Origin of the sequence: Streptomyces sp. NPDC048288 (assembly GCF_043201555.1) — a bacterium.
In the GTDB taxonomy this organism is placed as follows: domain Bacteria; phylum Actinomycetota; class Actinomycetes; order Streptomycetales; family Streptomycetaceae; genus Streptomyces.
In genome coordinates this window covers 488,545-507,092 of sequence record NZ_JBICZD010000006.1, presented here as the reverse complement: position 1 = coordinate 507,092, position 18,548 = coordinate 488,545, and the positions used below count along the sequence as shown (strand labels likewise).

Sequence of the window (18,548 nt, the reverse complement as noted above, 5' to 3'; positions counted from 1 at the left end):
CCCTGTGGTCGCCGCCGGCCCGCGGAAGGTTGCCCGTCCCTAGGACAGTTGTTTTCGGGGAGCCGCATGCCGGACCGGCGTGCACAGGCCGGCGACGGCGATCAGGGTGCAGCAGACTCCGGCGACGGCGGCCACGGGCGCGGTGCCGTACCGCTCGGCCGCCCAGGTGAGGACCGCCGCGCCGACCGGGGCCAGCGAGTACTGCAGGGTCCAGTGGGCGGCGGTGACCCGGCCGAGGAGCGGTTCGGGGGTGATCTCCTGGCGCAGGGACATGGAGCAGGTGCCCGCGATGCCCACACAGGCCAGGTAGACCGCGCTCAGCAGGGCCACGGCGGGTACCGTGCCCACCCAGCCGAGCCCGGCGAAGGCCGGACCGCACAGGGCGGTCGCGCCGATCCAGGTCGGCCCGAAGCCCAGCCTCCGTCGCACCCGGGCGACCAGCAGCGCTCCGGCGATGGTGCCGACGGCGCCGATCGCCATGACCGTGCCGACCGTGCCGTCGTCCCGGCCGAGGTCGTGCTTGAGGTGGTAGATCAGCAGGTCGTTGATGCCGAGGCTGAGGAAGCTGAAGACGGCGAGCAGCCCGGTGACCGACCGCAGCACGGGGTGCCGGACGAGGTAGCCGACCCCGGTACGCAGGTCGCGCCACACCCCCTTGCGTTCGGCCGGGCGCTCGTCCTCGGTGCGCTCCCGGACCCGTACGAAGAGGAGGAGGGCCGCCGAGACGGCGTAGCTGGCCGCGTCCGCGGCCACCGCGTCGGCGGGTCCGGCCCAGGCGGCCACCAGGCCCGCGCCCAGCGGTCCGAGCACCCCGGCCGCCGCCGCGGTGGCGTTGACCCGCCCGTTGGCCTCGGTGAGCCGGGTGACGTCGACGAGTCCGCGGACGACGGTGACGTATCCGACGGCGAAGAGCATGCCGACGGCCTCGCACAGGGGCAGGACCAGGTACAGGAGCCAGAGGTGCGGTCCGGCGAGCCAGACGAGCGGGACCAGGCCGTAGAGGACCATGCGGACCAGGTCGCAGCCGATGAGCAGCCGGCGGCGGTCGACCCGGTCCACCACCACCCCGGCGAAGACGGCGGCCAGCACCATCGCGACCCCGCCGACGGCCGTGAGCAGCCCCATCCGGGCCACCGAGCCGGTCGCCTGGAGGACCAGCAGGGGCAGCGCGATCAGGCTGAAGGAGTCACCGAGGACGGACAGGGTCTGGGCGAGCCAGAAGAAGCCGAAGTCCCGCTGCCGCCACAGCGGTCGCCCCGCCGTCACCCCCGGGCGCGCCGCCCGCTCCGCCCGCCGCGCCTCGTTCGTCACGGCTCCCCCTTCCGCACCCGGCAACCCTACGCCGACCGTGTCCCGGCGATAATCGCTGGACCTGTCAAACCTAGGACCCCTAGGATGAGAACTAGAGAGACTAGGGAGGTGGGCGTATGGCCCGGGCCGGGATCACCGTCGACCGGCTGGTGGAGGCGGCGGCCGAACTCGCGGACGAGGCGGGCTTCGAGCAGGTCACGCTCTCCGCGCTGGCCCGCCGGTTCGGCGTGAAGGACGCGAGTCTCTACTCGCACGTCAGAAACCTGAACGAGCTGCGGCACCGGCTCGCGCTGCTCGCCGGCGGCGAGATGATCGACCGCATCGCCACCGCGGTGGCCGGCCGGTCCGGCAAGGACGCCCTCGCCGCCTACGCCGACGCCTACCGCGCCTACGCCCTCGCCCACCCCGGCCGGTACGCGGCCACCCGGATCCGCGTCGACCCCGCCCTCGTCGACCCCGGCAACCCGGCCATGCGCCGAACCGTCGAGATCACCTACGGCATGCTGCGCGGCTACGGCCTCGACGAGCCCGATCTCACCGACGCCGTACGGCTGTTGCGCGCCACCTTCCACGGCTACTGCGCCCTGGAGGCGGGCGGCGGCTTCAACGCCCCGCGCGATGTCCGCGCCTCCTGGGACCGGGCGGTCGACGCCCTGCACATCGCCCTCGGCCACTGGCCCCGTGAGGAGACCGACCGTCATGCCTGAACTCCCCTACGACGTCACCGGCACCGGACCCGTCCTGCTGCTGCTCCCCGGCGGCGCCGGCCACCCGATGGGCCTGGACCCGCTGATCGGCCATCTGGCCCCGCACTTCACCGTCGTCACCTACGACCCGCTCGGCCTCGCCCACGGCCGCCTCGGCGAACCCGTCGCCGACCAGCGGGTCGAGGACTGGAGCGACGGCGCCTCCCGGGTGCTGGCGGAGGTGCTGGGCGAGGGCGAGGAGGCGTACGTCCTCGGCACCAGCGCGGGCGGGATCGCCGCCCTCGACCTGCCGGCCCGCCACCCCGCCCGGCTGCGGGGCGTCGTCGCCCACGAACCGCCCTGCGTCACCCTGCTGCCCGACGGGGAGCGGCTGCGCGCCGAGCTGATCGGTCAGCTGGAGAGCGGCCGCCCGGCCACCGGCGACGGACCGACGCCCTTCTCGGTCTTCCTCGACCATGTCCTGCGCCCGTTCACCGCCTACCGCCCGGCCACCGGCCTGCCCCGCCTCACCGTGGCCGCCGGCACCGAATCCCGGGGGCAACTCCTTTATGAGACTGCGGAGTTCACGGCCCGGCACACCGGCGGCACCTTCGCCGAGTTCCCCGGCGGGCACCTGGGCACGGTGGAGTACCCGGCCGCCTTCGCGGACCGGGTCCGGCGGACGCTCCTCGGCTGACGAGCCCTCAACTCCGCAGCGGATTTCAGCCGTTCACCCCCGTGTAGTGGCCCAGCGCCCACCGCCACAGCCACCTCGCGGCCAGATAGGCGAGCAGGCCGACCAGGGGGGAGCTCGCCGCCAGCCAGTAGGGGGCGCCGGTCGAGTGGCCGTGGCCGGTGAGGACCGCCGCCGGGAAGTAGGCGACGAAGGCGAGCGGAAGGCCGAAGGTGAGGAAGCCGCCGACCGCCCGGGGCAGGACGTTGAGCGGGTAGCTGCCGAAGGTGCCGAGGAGTTCCTCCAGCCAGCGGCTCCAGTAGTCGGCGGCCGGGTAGCGCAGCGAGGCACAGGCCACCACCGTGAACAGGGCGGCCTCCAGCAGCATCCCGCCCAGCACCGCCGCGACCAGGTACGAGACGCGGCCCGCCGTCCAGTCGAGGTGACTGCGGCCGAGCGCGCCCGCCATCAGGCCGGCGGCCACCGTGAGGTCGCCGATCGCGTTGGTGGGGAAGTACTCCAGCTGCACCTGCCGGTACACGGGCAGCGGACGCAGCAGGTAGGCGTCGATCCTGCCCTCCTGGATGTACCGGCCCACCCCGTGGACCCGGCCGAGGATCAGCACGAACAGGCCGTGCGCCAGCATCCGCGTCGCCGGGATGAGCAGGACGTCCGAGCTGTCCCAGCCGCCCATCCCGGTGAACCGGGTGAGCAGCACCGTGGCGAACACGATGACCGACACCTGCCAGACCGCGCCGATCGCGATCATCATCAGGAACTCGGTGCGGTACTCCAGCTGTGCGCGGAAGTTGAGGCGCGTGATGCGCCAGGCGATCCGGACGGCGTTCAACGGCCTCAGCCTCCCTGGGAGATGACACGGCGGGCGGCTCGCCGCCACACGAAACGGGTGAAGAGGTGCAGCGCCACGACCCAGCCGGCCTGGATGCCCAGCTGGAGACCGGCGTCCGACAACGGGATCCGGCCCACGTACAGCGACAGCGGCACACTCAGCGTCGCCTGGAAGGGCAGGAAGGAGCTGAGCGTGATGAACCAGTGCGGGAAGAACCACAGCGGCGCGTACACCCCGGACAGCAGGTTCTGCGCGAAGACCAGGATCAGCATCGCGGCGCTGTTGCGCAGCGTCCAGAAGCAGAACTGGTCGATGAGGAGCATGACGTAGTACAGGACCAGCTGGCCGAGCAGCAGGCTGAGCGCGAACACCGCCGCCACCGCCGCCGACCCCGGGGGGTCCACCACCCCGACCGCCAGACAGACCCCGTACCCGGCGAGCGCCCAGGCCAGCCCGTACAGTTGCTCGCCGACCGCGCGCAGCGCGTGATAGCGCCGGGGCGACAGCGGGCGCAGGTACCAGTAGACGATGGTGCCGAAGTGCATGTGCTGCATGACCGAGTCGCGGCCCGCGTACTGGTCCAGTTCCCGCAGCCGGGAGGCGAGCACGGCCAGCACCGCGTAGGTGACCGCCTGCCCGCGGTCCATGCCCGCGGTCGTCCCCGACTGGGCGTACAGGCCGTGCCACAGCGAGGCGACCAGGACCACCTGCACGGTCAGCCGCAGCAGGACCCCGGTCATCCGGGGCGGGGTGTAGAGCTCGCCGAGCGGGGTGACCCGGGCGGCGCGCCAGGCGTACAGGAGGGCCATCTCAGACCGCCTCGGCCTTCGCCTGCGTGTAGGCCGCCCGCATCACGTCCTCCAGGTCCGCCTCGTCCACCGCCACACCGGTCACCTCGTGCCGCTCGATGACCAGCTTCAGCGCCTCGTGGACCGTGGGCGCGGCGGCGCCGTCCGGGCCGAACACCACCTGCGGGCCCTCCCGGCGGACCACGGTGATGCCGGGCAGCGGGACGACCGGCGTGTGCGCGTCGGCGAGCGTGGCCCGCACCTGCCAGGTCGAGCCGAAGCGGCGGCGCATCTCGTCCAGCGAGCCGTCCAGCACCAGCCGGCCGTGGTTGACCAGCACCACCCGCTCGGCGAGCCGCTCCACCTCGGTCATGTCGTGGGTGGTCAGCAGCACGGTACGGCCGCGCTCGGCGACCTGGTACCGCAGGAATTCGCGGACCTGCTCCTTCACCACCACGTCCATGCCGATGGTCGGCTCGTCCAGGAAGACGACCGGCGGATCGTGCAGCAGGGCGGCGGCCAGGTCGCAGCGGACGCGCTGGCCGAGCGAGAGGTGGCGGACCCGGGTGTCCCAGAACGCGGAGAGTTCCAGCAGGTCGTCGAACTCCCGCAGGCGGGCCGCGTGTTCGGCCTTCGGCACCTCGTAGATGTCCCGCAGGATGGCGAACGACTCGCGTACCGGCAGGTCCCACCACAGCTGGGTCCGCTGCCCGAACACCGCGCCGATGTTCCGCGCGTTGCGTTCCCGTTCCCGGTACGGCACCACGCCCGCGACCCGGGCCTCGCCGGCGGTCGGGGTGAGGATGCCGGTGAGCATCTTGATGGTGGTGGACTTGCCCGCGCCGTTCGGGCCGAGCAGGGCGAGGAGTTCGCCGGGGGCGACGTCGAAGGTGATGTCGGCGACCGCGTGTTTCTCCACGCGCTCGGGGTTGACCAGGGATCGCAGGGCGCCCGCGAAGCCCGGGCGCCGGACGGTGGTGTGGAAGGTGCGGGACAGACCGCGGACCTCGATGCTTGCGGCCACGCTGGGTGACTCCCTTATTCCGTGCACGACATACGGCCGGTCGGTTTTTGAGGCCGACCGGCCGCGGATACGTCACGACGGTCGCAGAGCGCCGAATAGCCCGGCAATGGATTTATCGACCCGCGATTTGGACTATTCGATCACCGGGAGGACGGCCGGGTCAGCGCACGGACGGTGCGGTACGGGCCGTCCGTCCCGGGTTTCGCAGCCCCACGGAGCGCAGGGCGCCCTCCAGCGCGAAGGTGGCCGCGCCCAGGCAGACCGGGTCGGTGGGGATGGGGGAGAGGACGATCTCGGTGGCGGCGAAGGGCCGGCCGAGCGCGTGCCGGCGGACGGCCTCGCGCACCTCGTCGAGCAGCGGCTCGCCGAGCCTGCGGGCCACCCAGCTGCTGAGCACGACCAGTTCGGGGTTGAGCAGGTTGACCAGGTTGGCGACTCCGGCGCCGATGTAGCGCGCGGTGTCCCGCACCACCCGGACCGCGACGGGGTCGCCGTCCGCCACGCCCCGGGCCAGCGCGTCGACGGTGGCCGTCTGGTCCTCGGGATGCAGCAGCGGGCTCTGCGGGCTCAGCTCCCGCAGGTTGAGCATGATGCCGGGCGCGCCGACGTATGTCTCCACGCAGCCGTGGTTGCCGCAGTGGCACAGCCGGCCGTCCAGCACCAGCGTCGTATGGCCCCACTCGCCCGCGCTGTTGCTGACGCCCCGGTGCAGCCCGCCGCCGAGCGCCAGCCCGGCGCCGACCCCGGTGCCGAGGTTCACCACCACGGTGTCCCCGCGCCCGCGCGCCGCCCCGAACCACTGCTCGGCCACCGCGCAGGCGCGCAGCGGATTGTCCAGGTGGAGGGGGTAGGCGATGTGCTCGGAGAGCAGGTCGAGCAGGGGCACGTCGTGCCAGTCCCAGTTGGGCGCGTACTCGGCGATGCCCGTGTCCCGGTCCACCTGCCCCGGCACGCTCACCCCGACGCCGAGCACCCGCGCGCCCTCCACGCCCGCCTGGGCGACCACCGAGCCGACCGCGGCGGCCACATGGCCCACCACCTGCTGGGGCCGGTGCTCGCCGGGACGCATGTCCTCCTCGGCGCGGGCCAGCACGTTCAGCCCGAGGTCGAACAGCTCGACATGGACGTACGTCTCGGCGATGTCGACGCCGATCAGCGCGCCCCCGGACGCGTTGACCGCGACCAGGCCCCGGGGACGGCCGCCCGCCGAGTCCTCGAACCCGACCTCCGTGATCATCCGCAGTTCCAGCAGTTCGCCGACGAGCGTGGCGACCGTGGCCAGGCTCAGCCCGGTGACGGACGCCAGCTCCTGCCGGGAGGTGGGAGACTCGGCGATGATGTGCCGCAGTACCTCGTAGCGGTTCGCGGTGCGGATGTCCCGTGATGTGTGCTTCACACGGCGCAACGCTATGGCCTGGGAAGCGCTTTCGACAAGCCATTACCTTAAGGGTTGGATTAAGTGTGGGTCAGTCCCGCAGGACCTCTGCCACGAACGGGTTCGTGAACTTCCCGGCGGGGTCCAGGTCCCGGGCCAGGGCGCGGAAGTCGTCGAGCCGCGGGTAGCGGCCGCGCAGCACCTCGCCGGGCGCGGCGTACACCTTGCCCCAGTGCGGCCGCGGGTCGAACGGCTCCAGCGCCGCCTCCAGCCGCCGCAGCACCGGCAGTACGGCCGTCAGGTCGTCCACCCAGGTGAAGTGCAGGGCGACCGAGTCCCGGCCGTGGGCGGGGCTGAGCCACTGCGGATCGGCGGCGATGGTCCGCACCTCGCAGGTCTGCAGGACGGGGGAGACGGTGTCCCGGATGCCGTCGACCGCGTGCAGCGCGTCCAGCGCCGCCGCCCTCGGCAGCAGGTACTCCGACTGCAGCTCGTCCCCGCTGCTCGGCGTGAACTCCGCCCGGAAGTGCGGCAGCCGCTCGTGCCACGGTCCCGGCACCCCGAACTGCTGCGTGCAGTTGGTGCCCGGCATGCCCGGCACCGGGTGCATCGCCTCCGTCGCGGGCGCCGCCCACCCGAAGTCCACGGCGGGCCGGTCGGTGCGCCGCTTCACCCACACCTGACGGAAGCCCGGCTCCCGCCAGTCGGTGAACAGGCTCACGCTGTACGCGGCCCCCGACACGGCCGCGAAGTCCAGCCCCTCCAGGGGCAGTTCGACGTACACGGTCTGCTCGACCCGGTAGGCCGGCTCCAGGTCGAGGGTGAGCGCGGTGACGACCCCGAGCGCGCCCAGCGAGGTGACCGCGCCCTCGAAACGGGCGTCCCCGCGGGCGATCGCCTCCGTCGAGCCGTCGGCGAGGACCAGCTCCACCTCCCGGACCGGCGCCGCGAGCGGCCCGTTGGTCACGCCCGAACCGTGGGTGCCGGTGGCCACCGAGCCGGCCACCGAGATGTGCGGCAGCGAGGCCATGTTGGGCAGCGCCAGCCCGTGCGCGTCCACCGCGCGGGCCAGTTCGGCGTACCGCACCCCGCCCGCTACCCGGACCGTACGGGCCGCGGTGTCCACCTCGACGGCCGGCGGCAGGTCCGCGATCGAGAGCAGGACGCCTTCCGGGCCCGGGTCGGCGATGCGGTTGAAGGAGTGCCCACTGCCCAGCACCCGCACCCGCGCACTGCCCGCCACCAGGGCGCGGAGCGCGTCGGGCGTGTGCGGCCGGTGGAACTCCTTGGCCGTGTAGGCGATGTTGCGCGCCCAGTTGGTGACCTTCTGCGCCGGATCCGTCATCTGTGCCGTCCCATCCCTGTCGTGCCGTCAGCCGTGCCATCCCGGTCGTCCTCCGTCGTCCGCCGTCGGACTCCGGGGAGTGCGTGTCCATTGACCCTCTCATTCGCCGAGACCTACGGTAGAGACCGGTTGCTATCCGCGCGTCACCGAGCCGGAAGGTCACTTCCTTGCCCGAGCGTCCCCAGGCACTGTTCGCCATGACGGCCCAGAACGTGCCGCACATCTTCCCGCCGGAGGTGCTCGCGCGGCTGCGCGAGTGTGTAGAAATCGATCCCACTCTGGTGGCGCACGACTTCACCGACCCCCGGGTACGGGAGACGCTCGCCCGCACCGAGGTCCTCGTCACCGGCTGGGGCTGCCCGGTGCTGGACCCGGCGGCCCTGGACGCGGCACCCCGGCTGCGCGCCGTCCTGCACGCGGCCGGCTCGGTCAAGGGCTTCACCACGCCCGAGGTGTGGCGGCGCGGCATCGTCGTCTCCTCGGCGGCCGCCGCCAACGCGCTGCCCGTCGCCGAGTACACGCTGGCGATGATCCTGCTCGCGGGGAAGGACGTCTTCGCCTTCCGCGACCTGCTCCGCACCCGCCGCGCCGGCTTCCCCTACGGCGACATCGTCCCCGGCATCGGCAACTTCCACCGCCGGGTCGGCATCGTCGGCGCCTCCCGCATCGGCCGCCGGCTGATCGAACTCCTGCGCCCGCACGACCTGGTGGTGAGCCTCGCCGACCCGTACGTGGACCAGGCGGAGGCCGCACGGCTCGGCGTCCCCCTGCTGCCCCTGGACGACCTGCTGCGCACCTCGGACATCGTCACCGTGCACGCCCCGCAGACCCCCGAGACCCGGCATCTGCTCGGCGCCCGCGAACTCGCCCTCATGCCGGACGGATCGGTCCTCGTCAACACCGCGCGCGGCTCCCTCGTCGACCACGACGCCCTGATCGGGGAGCTGCGCACCGGCCGGCTGACCGCGATCCTCGACGTGACCGACCCCGAACCCCTCCCGGCCGACTCCCCCCTCTTCGACTTCCCCAACGCCTACCTCACCCCGCACCTCGCGGGCTCGCAGGGCAACGAGGTGGCGCGGCTCGGCCTCACCGTCGTGGAGGAGGCCGAGCGCCTCCTGAGCGGCGACGGCCTGGCCCATCTCATCGACCAGTCGGTCCTGGAGCGGGCCGCGTGACGGCCGTCTCGTAGGGTGACCTGAACACGCGAGGAAGGGGAGCCGAGCGGTGGTGAAGAGAGCGCAGCCGGCGCCGAACGGGGACGCCTCGACGGTACGGGACGTGGCCGCGCGGGCCGGGGTCTCCGCGTCGACCGTCTCCCGGGTCCTGGGCGGCACCTATCCGGTGGCCACCGCGACCCGCGCCAAGGTCATGAAGGCGATGCGCGAGCTGGACTACGTGGTCAACGCGCACGCCCGCGCGCTCGGCGGTGCCACCAACAAGACGGTCGCCTTCGTCGTCGACGACGTCACCGGCCCCTTCTACGCGCACATCGCCCGCGGGGTCGAGGAGCAGGCCTCGGCGGAGGGCCGGCTCTGCATGCTCTGCACCACCCACGGCGACCCGAAGCGCATCCTCGCCGTCGTCGAGACCATGCGGGAGCAGCGCGCCGACGCGGTGATCGTGGTGGGCGGCGCCCTGGAGGACAGGGCCTACCACGACCGCATGACCCACTTCGCGCACGCCCTGGACCGGTCCGGCTCCCGGCTGGTGCTCGTGGGCCGCCCACCGCTCGGCCCGGGCGTCCCCGCCACGGTCGTCGACTACGACAACGAGGGCGGCGCCTTCGCCCTCACCGGCCACCTGCTCTCCGGCGGCCACCGGCGCGTCGCCTACCTCGGCCGCGTGCCCGGCCTCTCCACCAGCGCCCAGCGCATCGCCGGCTTCACCCGCGCCCATGAACTCCTCGGCCTCGCGCCGGGCCCGGACCTGATCCTCGACGGCGTCTTCTCCCGCTCCTACGGCTACCAGGCCACCCGTGAACTCCTGGCGTCCGGAAGGGAGTTCACGGCGATCTTCGCCGCCACCGACATGATCGCCACGGGCGTGATCCAGGCCGTACGGGAGTCCGGCCGCCGTATCCCCGACGACCTCGCGGTGGCCGGGTACGACGACATCCCGGTCGCCCGGGACGTCCACCCGACCCTCACCACCGTCCACGTGCCCCAGGAGGAACTGGGCCGCGCCGCCGTCCGCCTCGCCCTGCACCGCGACGAACTGCCGGACGGTCAGCACCTGGTGCTGGGGACGCATGTGGTGCTGCGGGAGTCGACGCGGCGGGCCGGCGGGGCCTGAGCCGGACGGGATGCCCGGTGATCTGCGGATTTCGTTGAATCGTTGCTCTTGATATGCGTAATCGGCGAAAGTGTGGCCATGCTGCTGCGGTATCGGTAGATTGCGGGTCATGACCGCAGACCGGCTTCCCGTCACCGACCTCACCCGGCACCGCCGCCTGCGCGAGCAGGGCAGCCTGGACCGGGCCGATCTGGAGGCGATCCTGGACGCCGGGTTCGTCTGCCATCTCGGCGTGGTGGTCGAGGGGCGGCCGCTGGTCGTGCCGACGGTGTACGGGCGGGACGAGCGGCAGCTGTACCTGCACGGCTCGGTGGCCAGCCGCAGCCTGGCGGGCGGGACCCCGGTGTGCGTGACCGTCACGCAGGTCGACGGCCTGGTGCTGGCACGGTCCGTCTTCGAGCACGGCGTCAACTACCGCAGCGCGATGATCCACGGCACCGCCCGCAAGGTGACCGACCCCGAGGAGAAGCTGACGGGCCTGCGCCTGCTCACCGAGCACTCGGCGCCGGGGCAGTGGTCGTACGCCCGCCGCCCGAACCGCAGGGAGCTGGCGGCCACCACCCTGCTCGCCCTCCCCCTGGACGAGGCCTCCGTCAAGATCCGTACCGGTGCGCCGGAGGACGGGGACGGACCGGACGCGGAACTGGGGCTCTGGGCCGGTGTGCTGCCGCTGACCTCGGCCTGGGGTGCCCCCGTGACGGATCCCGCACTGCCCCCGAACACCCCCGTACCGGGACACATCGCTCGCCGTGAGGGGACCCGGCACGGCTGACGGCCGGGTGGGGGCATACCGTGAGGAGCCGAACGCCTGAGCCGGGAGGAGACACGGGATGGGCAGCCGTACCGCGCTGGTCGAGGATCTGATGGAGAGGTTCCCGCACGTACCGAGGGAAGCCGTCTTCAAGGAGGACCTGCTCCGGGGCGGTGTCGCCTTCGACCCGTCCGCGCTGAGCGACAACGAGAACGGCGAGGTCAAGCCGAAGTCGTACTTCATCTTCTCCTTCGACCACGGCACCCTGCCCGAGCTGGGCGAGGCCGCGCTGCGCCGGCCGCCGGAGGAGATCATCCTCACCGGCGGGCCGTACGACCTGCGCCGGACCGTGGTGTCGGTGCGGGTGAACCCCACCTCGCCGTACCGCGTCGCCGCCGACGACGAGGGCATGCTCGGGCTCTACCTCGACGGGAAGCGGATCGCCGACGTCGGCGTGCCGCCGATGCCGGAGTACTACCGGCACAAGCTCTCCAACGGGAAGTCCGTGATGGAGGTCGCCCCGACCATCCAGTGGGGCTACCTCATCTACCTCACCGTCTTCCGGGTCTGCCAGTACTTCGGCGCCAAGGAGGAGTGCCAGTACTGCGACATCAACCACAACTGGCGCCAGCACAAGGCGGCCGGGCGGCCGTACACGGGCGTGAAGGACGTCGAGGAGGTCCTCGAAGCCCTGGAGATCATCGACCGGTACGACACCGCGAAGACCTCCACCGCCTACACGCTCACCGGCGGCGCCATCACCAAGACGGTCTCCGGGCGCGACGAGGCCGACTTCTACGGCCACTACGCCAAGGCCATCGAGGAGCGCTTCCCGGGCCGCTGGATCGGCAAGGTCGTCGCCCAGGCGCTGCCGCGCGACGACGTGCAGCGGTTCAAGGACTACGGCGTGCAGATCTACCACCCCAACTACGAGGTGTGGGACGAGTACCTGTTCAAGATGTACTGCCCGGGCAAGGAGCGGTACGTCGGCCGGGACGAGTGGCACAAGCGGATCCTGGACTCGGCCGACATCTTCGGCGCCCGCAACGTGATCCCCAACTTCGTGGCCGGCGTGGAGATGGCCGAGCCGTTCGGGTTCAAGACCGTCGACGAGGCGATCGCGTCCACCACCGAGGGCCTGCGCTTCTTCATGTCCCAGGGCATCACGCCCCGCTTCACCACCTGGTGCCCGGAGCCCACCACCCCGCTCGGCAAGGCCAACCCGCAGGGCGCCCCGCTGGAGTACCACATCCGGCTGCTCCAGGCCTACCGCCAGACCATGGAGGACTTCGGGCTCTCCTCCCCGCCCGGCTACGGCCCGCCCGGACCCGGCCGCGCCGTCTTCTCCGTCAGCTCCTTCATGGACAGCCTGCCCGCCCAGGAGCCGACGAAGGTGTAGCGTCCGGCCGTCGCAAGTGACTTTCGGGAACGGTGAGTCGAAACGCGGTCGCTGTCCGTACTAGAGGCCGGAGTTGTGGGTCACGGCGGGTACGAAAGCGTTCTCTCGCCGGTCCGAGAGGCCGGACGACTGCACGCGGCGGTTGACGTGAAGCCGGTGGCCGGTGGTATGGGTGACGGGGAGAATCCGTGGCACGACCACCGGTAACCGGTTTTGCATATGCCGCTTGTCAGTTGTGCAGGAGACGTGAAAAGCTCGGGTCCTGCCGCGAGGTTCCCCCCAACTCCATTGCCAATATGGTGAGTTGACCTCGCTTTGGATGCAGGAGACCCATGCCCGACCTGCCGACCCCTCAGGACGCCACCGAGGCAGCGCTGTTCTCCGAATGCTGGGACGCGGTGCTCTCCTATGCCGACCTGTGCACGTCCGGCTCTCTGACGGCCAATCAACTGGCCACCGAGGCCTTCACGCTCGGCATGCGCGAGGCCCGCGAAACGGACTTCGCGCCGGGCCGCAGCTCCGGCCGGCGCGCCGCCCGGCTGCCCATGATCCCGCTGCTGCTCACCGCCGTCCGCAACACGGCCGCGAGCTGGGAGGCCGAGGGGCTCGGGCACAAACTCGATCCGGACCTCCGGCTCTGGCTCAACTCCGAGAAGGCCACGCGCTACACGGGCCTGCCGTTGCAGCGGCCCGTCGCGCTGCGCGGCCTGCGGGACATGCAGGAGGCGGACGCCTCGCTGCTCTGGCTGGCCGAGGTCGAGGCGCTGCCGCTGTCCTCCGTGGCCCGTCGGCTCGGTCTCGACCCGGCCGTCGCCGCCCAGGAACTGGAGCAGGTCCGCGCGCTCTTCCGGGACCGGTGCCACCGCGCCCACCTCGACACGCCGATGGACGCCGAGTGCCGCAGCTACGCCCGGCTGCTCGACGCGGTGACCCGGTCCGCCGGGGCCGACACGCCCGACGACCTCTCCCGGCACCTCGCGACCTGTGTGCAGTGCGCCGAGGCCGCCGCCTGTCTGCGGCTGCACGGCGGCGGACTGCCCGCGGCACTGGCCGGCGGGGTCATCGGCTGGGGCGGCCTCGCCTACCTGGAGCGCCGCCGCCGCGCGGCCGAGGTACGGCTCGGCGCCGGGCGGCCCGGTGCCGTCGACAACGATGGCGCCGACCCCAGGGAGGGCAGCGGCCGGGCCAAGGTGCTGCGGCACGGCCTGCTCGGCGCGGCGGTGCTGATCTCGCTGGTGGCGCTCGGCGTGTCGATGATGCCGATGGGCAGCGGCTCCGGCGACGACACGGCCGCCGCCTCCCACGACGACCGCCAGCCGGTCGCCGACCCCACCGCGGTCCTCCCGTCCGGCGACCCGACCCCCACGCACACGTCGGCCTCCGCCGCTCCGTCCTCCTCGGCCACCACCGGCACACCGGCCCACAAGAACCCCGACCCGGAGCCCCAGGGCACCTCCTCGTCGACGGCGGGCTCCGGACACAAGGGCACCACCACCTCCGCGAGCCCGAGCACCGTCCCGGCGGCCACCTGCCAGGTCGCCTACGACCTGGTCAACCAGTGGAACGACGGTTTCCAGGCCACCGTCACCGTCACCAGCTCCCGGGCCCTGGCCGGCTGGCGGGTGCAGTGGCTCTTCCACAACGGCCAGCGGGTCACCCAGATGTGGGACGCGAGCGTCAGCCAGAGCGGCGAGCAGGTCACCGCCGACGCCGCCGACTACAACCAGTCGGTCGCCGCGAACGGCACCCTGTCCTTCGGCTTCCTCGGCACCTGGAGCGGCAGCAACTCGGCGCCGGACGGCTTCACGCTGAACGGCGCGGACTGCTCGGTGAGCTGAGCCGTCCGTACGACCGGCGGCCGGGCGGACCCAAGAGGGTGGGACCGCCCGGCCGCTGACCGTTCGTCATACTCCCCTGCTCGGGCCCGCCGTCAGCACTGCGACTTGTAGAAGTACTTGCTGACCGACGCGTCGTTCATGTTGTCCTTGGTGATCGCCACCATGTTGGTGCCGATCGACTTGCTGACCGACTTGCCCTCGAAGGAGTTGGCGAGCTGGTCCACCGCCTGCCTGCCGATCGCGGCCGGGTCCTGGGCGACCAGCACCTGCAGGGTGCCCGCCTTCAGCGCGGCGACCTCGTCGGGCTCGGCGTCGAACGCGGCCACCTTCACCTTGCCCTGCTTGCCGGCCTGCTTCAGTCCGGTGGCGATACCGGTACCGGTGTTGGTGTTGCCCGCGAACGCCCCGCCCAGGTCCGGGTGGGCGGCCAGCGTCGACTGGATCTGGGAGGCCGCGGTGGCCGGCAGGTCGTTGTCGTAGAGCGTGGGCAGCACCTTGATGTCCGGGTACTTGCCCATCTCCTCGGTGAAGCCCTTGATCCGCGCGTCGGTCGTCGACACACCGGGCTTGACGCTGATGACGATGACCGAGCCCTTCTCGTTCATCAGCTTGGCGAGCGCGTCGGCCGCGACCCGGCCGCCCTTCTCGTTGTCCGACGAGATCCGGGTGATGCCGACGGAGTCGTCGCTCACGGTCGTGTCCACCAGCGCCACCTTGGTGCCGGCCGACTGGATCTGCTTGAGCGACGGCGTCAGCGCGCTGGTGTCGACCGGCGAGATCAGCAGCCCGTCGGGCCGGGCCGCCGCCACCGAGTCCAGCAGCGGGCGCTGCACCGACACGTCCCACTGCGCGGAACCGTCGGCCGTGAAGTCCATCCCCTTGGCCTTGGCCTCCTCCTGCGCGGCACAGGTCATGGTGATGTAGAACGGGTCGCTCTTCACGCCGGTGATGAGCCGGACCTTCTTGCCCTTCGCGCCGCCCGAACTCCCCGAGCCGCCACTGTCGTTCGACGAACCGCACGCCGAGGCCCCCGCGCCGAGAGCCAGAACCGTGCCCACCGCGACCAGCATGCGGCGCCTGCTGCGAATGCTCCTCATCACAGAGTCCTCCTTAGTCACGTGCGATTTCACGAGCGATTCAGTAGTCACGAGCGATGCGGTCATGCGCGGTCCCGGGTCTTCCTGCGCAGCTGGTCGACGTAGACCGCCACCACCAGCACCACGCCCACCGCCACGTCCTGCCAGTACTGCTGGACGCCGATCACGATCAGCCCGGTGGTCAGCACCGCCGGGATGAAGACGCCGATCACCGTGCCCAGTACCGAACCCCGCCCGCCGAACAGGCTGGTACCGCCCAGCACCACCGCGGTGATCACCTTGAGGTTGTCGGTGGAGTGCCCGGCGATCGACGTCGTGCCGTACGAGGCCAGCCACATCACCGCGCCGAGCCCGGCCAGCAGCCCCATCAGCCCGTACACCTTCACCAGATGCCGGCCCACCGGAATGCCCGCCCGCCGTACGGCCGTCGGGTTCGACCCGATGGCGAGCGTGTGCTCCCCGAACCGGGTACTGCCCAGCACCCAGCCGAAGGCCGCCGTGACCACGGCCGCCAGGATCACCATCCAGGGGATGCCCAGCACCTTGCCGAAGCCGAGGCTGTTCTGCAGATGGGTGGAGGCCGCGCCGGCCGGGTCCTGGCCGCCGGTGGCGAGTTCGGCGATCCCCAGCGCCGCGCCGAGCCCGCCCAGCGTCACGATCAGCGGCGGCACCTTGCCGGTCGCCACCACCGCGCCCTGCAGCGCGCCCCAGGCGGTGCCCACGGCAAGCGCGATCACCACGCAGAACGCGACCGTGCCCCAGCCCGAGTCCGGGCCGCCGTGATGGAGGTTGTACTCGCCCGCCGCCACCGCGGCCAGCACCAGCACCGAGCCGATCGACAGATCGATCCCGGCCGTGATGATCACGAAGGTCATGCCGACACCGAGCACCAGATAGATGGCCGCGTTCACGGCGATCTGGGTGATGTCGTACGTGGTGAAGAACTTGCCCGGCGCCGCGATCGTGAAGAACGCGACCAGGGCCACGAGGATCACGAAGGTCCAGAGTTCGTTCAGGGTCGCGGCCCGCCGCAGCCAGTCGGGCACCCCGGCCCGGCCCTCGACGGCCGTCGCCTTGCTCTCCGCCGTCATCGTCCGCCCTCCGCTTTCCCGCCGCCGCCGTTCGGCCCGTCCAGCGACCCGGTCATCGCCCCGACGAGCTCCTCGATGGTCGTCCCGGCCGCGGTGTACGACGCCACGCGCCGGCCCAGCCGCAGCACCTCCACCCGGTCCGCCACCGACAGCACCTCGGGCATGTTGTGACTGATCAGCACGACACAGATGCCCCGGTCGGCGACCCTCCGCACGGTCTCCAGGACCCGGGCACGCTGGACGACGCCCAGCGCGGCGGTCGGCTCGTCCATGAAGATGACCTTGTGGGCGAAGGCGACCGCACGGGCCACCGCGACGGACTGCCGCTGCCCGCCGGACAACGTTGTCACAGGAGCCGTCACATCCTTCAGCTCGACGCCGAGCTCGGCGAAGGCGCGGACCGCCTCCCGGCGCATCGCGGGCCGGTCGAGGACGCCGAGCCGCCCGAGCAGCCCCCCGCGCACCATCTCCCGGCCGAGGTAGAGATTGGCCGCCGCGTCGAGATCGGGCGCGAGCGACAGATCCTGGTAGACCGTCTCCACGCCCTGTCGCTGGGCGTCCATCGGCCCGGAGAACCGCACCGGGGCGCCGTCCAGGCGGACTTCGCCGGCGTCGGGGGACAGGACGCCCGAAAGGACGTTCACCAGAGTGGACTTGCCGGCACCGTTGTCGCCGATCAGGGCGACGACCTCGCCGGGGTACGCCGTGAAATCGGCGCCCGAGAGCGCCTGGACGTGGCCGAAACGCTTGACCACCCCATGTGCTGTGAGCAGTGGTTCCCTTGCAGAGGCCATGTTGTGCCTTCTGGTTGGTATCGTTAACAGCTTGGCTGATTCTTGGGGCGCTCACAGCGGGGTGTCAAGGGTGGTGCAGCCGGTCTCCGGCCGCCCTGATCGGCCCCCTCAACTCCCCTTGTTCACACGGCCGTTGATCTGCCGTCGAGTTGGTAACGTTAACGAGTCGACGCTCAAACGTGACGCAGGTGGAGGACGTGGCGTGGCAGCCACCCGGCCGACCATGAAGGACGTTGCCGCGGAAGCGGGCGTCAGCGCGATGACGGTGTCCCGGGTCGTCAACGGCGACGCGGCGGTCGCCCCGCGCACCGCCGCGCGGGTGGAGGCCGCCGTCCGCAAACTCGGCTACCAACGCGACGACGTGGCACGCCAGTTGCGCCGCACCCACGAACTGAGCCAGACCATAGGGCTGTTGGTCGACGACGTGACCGACCCCTTCATGGCCGCCGTCGCCTCCGCCGCCGAGGACGTCGCCCGGCAGCGCGGCAGCATCATGCTCATCGGCTCCAGCCGCGCCGACCTGCGCCGGGAGCGCGAGGTGATCGCCGCGTTCACCGCCCGCCGGGTCGACGGCCTGATCCTCACCCCGGCCGCCGGCAGCCACCGCTTCCTGCGCCCGGCCCAGGCGCAGGGCACGAAGATCGTCTGTGTGGACCGGGCGGCACCCGGCCTGGACGTGGACGCCGTGGTGGTCGACAACTTCGCCGCGGTGCGGGAGGCGGTGGCGTCCCTGGTCGCCCACGGCCACCGCAGGATCGGGTACCTCGGCGACTCGCCGAGGATCTGGACGTTCGGCGAACGCCGCCGGGGCTACCTCGCCGCACTGGAGGAGGCCGGGATCGCCGCCGACCCGGCACTGGTCGGCGACGGCCTGCGGCCCGGCGCCGAGGCGGCCCGGGCCGTCACCGCGATGCTGGCCCTGCCCGACCCCCCGACGGCCCTGTTCGCCGGCAACGAACCCCTCGCCTTCAGCGCCCTCACCGTCCTCCCCACCGACCTGGCCTTCGTCGCCTTCGACGACTTCGACCTGGCCGCCCGCCTCACCCCGCCCGTCACCGTCATCGCCCAGGACCCGGTGGCCCTCGCCACCAGCGCGGCCCACCTGCTCTTCGCCCGCATCCACGGCGACGTCTCACCACCCCGCACAGTGGTCATGCCGACCCGCCTGATCCGCCGGGGGTCGGGGGAGATACCGGGGCCGTTCGGAGCCTGAGGAGGAGGAAGGGGCAGG

At 72.0% G+C, this 18,548-nt stretch carries 17 protein-coding genes; 8 read left to right on the top strand and 9 right to left on the bottom strand.

Annotated elements, in window-relative coordinates; all coding sequences use genetic code 11:
* Positions 1 to 39: 39 nt before the first annotated feature.
* Positions 40 to 1,311: an MFS transporter gene (locus tag ACGFZS_RS24275; protein ID WP_393796876.1), complete on the bottom strand. Its 1,272-nt coding sequence runs from the start codon at positions 1,309 to 1,311 to the stop codon at positions 40 to 42.
* Between the two features lie 116 nt (positions 1,312 to 1,427).
* On the opposite strand from ACGFZS_RS24275, the gene ACGFZS_RS24270 reads away from it, so the two are divergent.
* Together ACGFZS_RS24270 and ACGFZS_RS24265 are read left to right on the top strand one after the other, a co-directional pair.
* Entirely contained in the window at positions 1,428 to 2,018 is a 591-nt protein-coding gene (locus ACGFZS_RS24270; protein ID WP_393796875.1) for a TetR/AcrR family transcriptional regulator, read from the top strand.
* Complete coding sequence (locus tag ACGFZS_RS24265; protein WP_393796874.1) at positions 2,011 to 2,694, top strand: alpha/beta fold hydrolase; 684 nt, start codon at positions 2,011 to 2,013, stop codon at positions 2,692 to 2,694. Before ACGFZS_RS24270 ends, ACGFZS_RS24265 begins: the two co-directional genes overlap by 8 nt.
* Positions 2,695 to 2,719: 25 nt before the next feature.
* On the opposite strand, the gene ACGFZS_RS24260 is transcribed toward ACGFZS_RS24265, so the two are convergent.
* The 5 genes from ACGFZS_RS24260 to ACGFZS_RS24240 form a co-directional block, all read right to left on the bottom strand.
* A complete protein-coding gene (locus ACGFZS_RS24260) occupies positions 2,720 to 3,520 on the bottom strand; it encodes an ABC transporter permease (protein ID WP_393796873.1) in 801 nt (266 codons plus the stop codon).
* Positions 3,521 to 3,525: 5 nt separating this feature from the next.
* Positions 3,526 to 4,329, bottom strand: a complete 804-nt coding sequence (locus ACGFZS_RS24255; protein WP_393796872.1) for an ABC transporter permease — start codon at positions 4,327 to 4,329, stop codon at positions 3,526 to 3,528.
* Position 4,330: 1 nt separating this feature from the next.
* Positions 4,331 to 5,332: an ATP-binding cassette domain-containing protein gene (locus tag ACGFZS_RS24250; RefSeq protein ID WP_393796871.1), complete on the bottom strand. Its 1,002-nt coding sequence runs from the start codon at positions 5,330 to 5,332 to the stop codon at positions 4,331 to 4,333.
* A gap of 160 nt (positions 5,333 to 5,492) precedes the next feature.
* Positions 5,493 to 6,728 carry an ROK family transcriptional regulator gene (locus tag ACGFZS_RS24245; RefSeq protein ID WP_393796870.1) on the bottom strand — a complete coding sequence of 412 codons (1,236 nt, stop codon included), beginning with the start codon at positions 6,726 to 6,728 and terminating at the stop codon, positions 5,493 to 5,495.
* Between the two features lie 70 nt (positions 6,729 to 6,798).
* A complete protein-coding gene (locus ACGFZS_RS24240; protein WP_393796869.1) occupies positions 6,799 to 8,052 on the bottom strand; it encodes an FAD-binding protein in 1,254 nt (417 codons plus the stop codon).
* A gap of 167 nt (positions 8,053 to 8,219) precedes the next feature.
* On the opposite strand from ACGFZS_RS24240, the gene ACGFZS_RS24235 reads away from it, so the two are divergent.
* From ACGFZS_RS24235 to ACGFZS_RS24215, 5 genes are all read left to right on the top strand, one after another.
* On the top strand, positions 8,220 to 9,230 hold the full coding sequence (locus tag ACGFZS_RS24235; protein ID WP_393796868.1) for a hydroxyacid dehydrogenase: 1,011 nt from the start codon (positions 8,220 to 8,222) through the stop codon (positions 9,228 to 9,230).
* A gap of 49 nt (positions 9,231 to 9,279) precedes the next feature.
* A complete protein-coding gene (locus ACGFZS_RS24230) occupies positions 9,280 to 10,347 on the top strand; it encodes a LacI family DNA-binding transcriptional regulator (RefSeq protein ID WP_393796867.1) in 1,068 nt (355 codons plus the stop codon).
* Between the two features lie 109 nt (positions 10,348 to 10,456).
* On the top strand, positions 10,457 to 11,119 hold the full coding sequence (locus ACGFZS_RS24225) for a pyridoxamine 5'-phosphate oxidase family protein (protein ID WP_393796866.1): 663 nt from the start codon (positions 10,457 to 10,459) through the stop codon (positions 11,117 to 11,119).
* 58 nt (positions 11,120 to 11,177) lie between these two features.
* Positions 11,178 to 12,497 carry a radical SAM protein gene (locus tag ACGFZS_RS24220; RefSeq protein WP_393796865.1) on the top strand — a complete coding sequence of 440 codons (1,320 nt, stop codon included), beginning with the start codon at positions 11,178 to 11,180 and terminating at the stop codon, positions 12,495 to 12,497.
* Positions 12,498 to 12,829: 332 nt separating this feature from the next.
* Positions 12,830 to 14,335, top strand: coding sequence for a cellulose binding domain-containing protein (locus ACGFZS_RS24215; protein WP_393796864.1), 1,506 nt, complete (start codon positions 12,830 to 12,832; stop codon positions 14,333 to 14,335).
* 92 nt (positions 14,336 to 14,427) lie between these two features.
* Here ACGFZS_RS24215 and ACGFZS_RS24210 read toward each other — a convergent pair whose 3' ends face one another.
* The 3 genes from ACGFZS_RS24210 to ACGFZS_RS24200 all read right to left on the bottom strand — a co-directional run bounded on the left by ACGFZS_RS24210 (position 14,428) and on the right by ACGFZS_RS24200 (position 17,317).
* Positions 14,428 to 15,432, bottom strand: coding sequence for an ABC transporter substrate-binding protein (locus tag ACGFZS_RS24210; RefSeq protein ID WP_393796863.1), 1,005 nt, complete (start codon positions 15,430 to 15,432; stop codon positions 14,428 to 14,430).
* Between the two features lie 62 nt (positions 15,433 to 15,494).
* The gene (locus ACGFZS_RS24205; RefSeq protein ID WP_393796862.1) at positions 15,495 to 16,523 is read right to left on the bottom strand and encodes an ABC transporter permease; all 1,029 of its coding nucleotides are present in this window, start codon (positions 16,521 to 16,523) and stop codon (positions 15,495 to 15,497) included.
* The gene (locus ACGFZS_RS24200; RefSeq protein ID WP_393796861.1) at positions 16,520 to 17,317 is read right to left on the bottom strand and encodes an ATP-binding cassette domain-containing protein; all 798 of its coding nucleotides are present in this window, start codon (positions 17,315 to 17,317) and stop codon (positions 16,520 to 16,522) included. Before ACGFZS_RS24200 ends, ACGFZS_RS24205 begins: the two co-directional genes overlap by 4 nt.
* Before the next feature lie 202 nt (positions 17,318 to 17,519).
* Between ACGFZS_RS24200 and ACGFZS_RS24195 the strand changes: the two genes are divergently transcribed.
* Positions 17,520 to 18,530, top strand: coding sequence for a LacI family DNA-binding transcriptional regulator (locus ACGFZS_RS24195; protein WP_393535538.1), 1,011 nt, complete (start codon positions 17,520 to 17,522; stop codon positions 18,528 to 18,530).
* The last annotated feature ends 18 nt before the right edge of the window (positions 18,531 to 18,548 follow it).

Bases quoted from the DNA above. Each gene is read 5' to 3' on its own strand.
- ACGFZS_RS24270 (WP_393796875.1), top strand. From the start codon at position 1,428: ATGGCCCGGGCCGGGATCACCGTCGACCGGCTGGTGGAGGCGGCGGCC.
- ACGFZS_RS24265 (WP_393796874.1), top strand. From the start codon at position 2,011: ATGCCTGAACTCCCCTACGACGTCACCGGCACCGGACCCGTCCTGCTG.
- ACGFZS_RS24255 (WP_393796872.1), bottom strand. From the start codon at position 4,329: ATGGCCCTCCTGTACGCCTGGCGCGCCGCCCGGGTCACCCCGCTCGGC.
- ACGFZS_RS24240 (WP_393796869.1), bottom strand. From the start codon at position 8,052: ATGACGGATCCGGCGCAGAAGGTCACCAACTGGGCGCGCAACATCGCC.
- ACGFZS_RS24225 (WP_393796866.1), top strand. From the start codon at position 10,457: ATGACCGCAGACCGGCTTCCCGTCACCGACCTCACCCGGCACCGCCGC.
- ACGFZS_RS24220 (WP_393796865.1), top strand. From the start codon at position 11,178: ATGGGCAGCCGTACCGCGCTGGTCGAGGATCTGATGGAGAGGTTCCCG.
- ACGFZS_RS24215 (WP_393796864.1), top strand. From the start codon at position 12,830: ATGCCCGACCTGCCGACCCCTCAGGACGCCACCGAGGCAGCGCTGTTC.
- ACGFZS_RS24210 (WP_393796863.1), bottom strand. From the start codon at position 15,432: ATGAGGAGCATTCGCAGCAGGCGCCGCATGCTGGTCGCGGTGGGCACG.
- ACGFZS_RS24205 (WP_393796862.1), bottom strand. From the start codon at position 16,523: ATGACGGCGGAGAGCAAGGCGACGGCCGTCGAGGGCCGGGCCGGGGTG.
- ACGFZS_RS24200 (WP_393796861.1), bottom strand. From the start codon at position 17,317: ATGGCCTCTGCAAGGGAACCACTGCTCACAGCACATGGGGTGGTCAAG.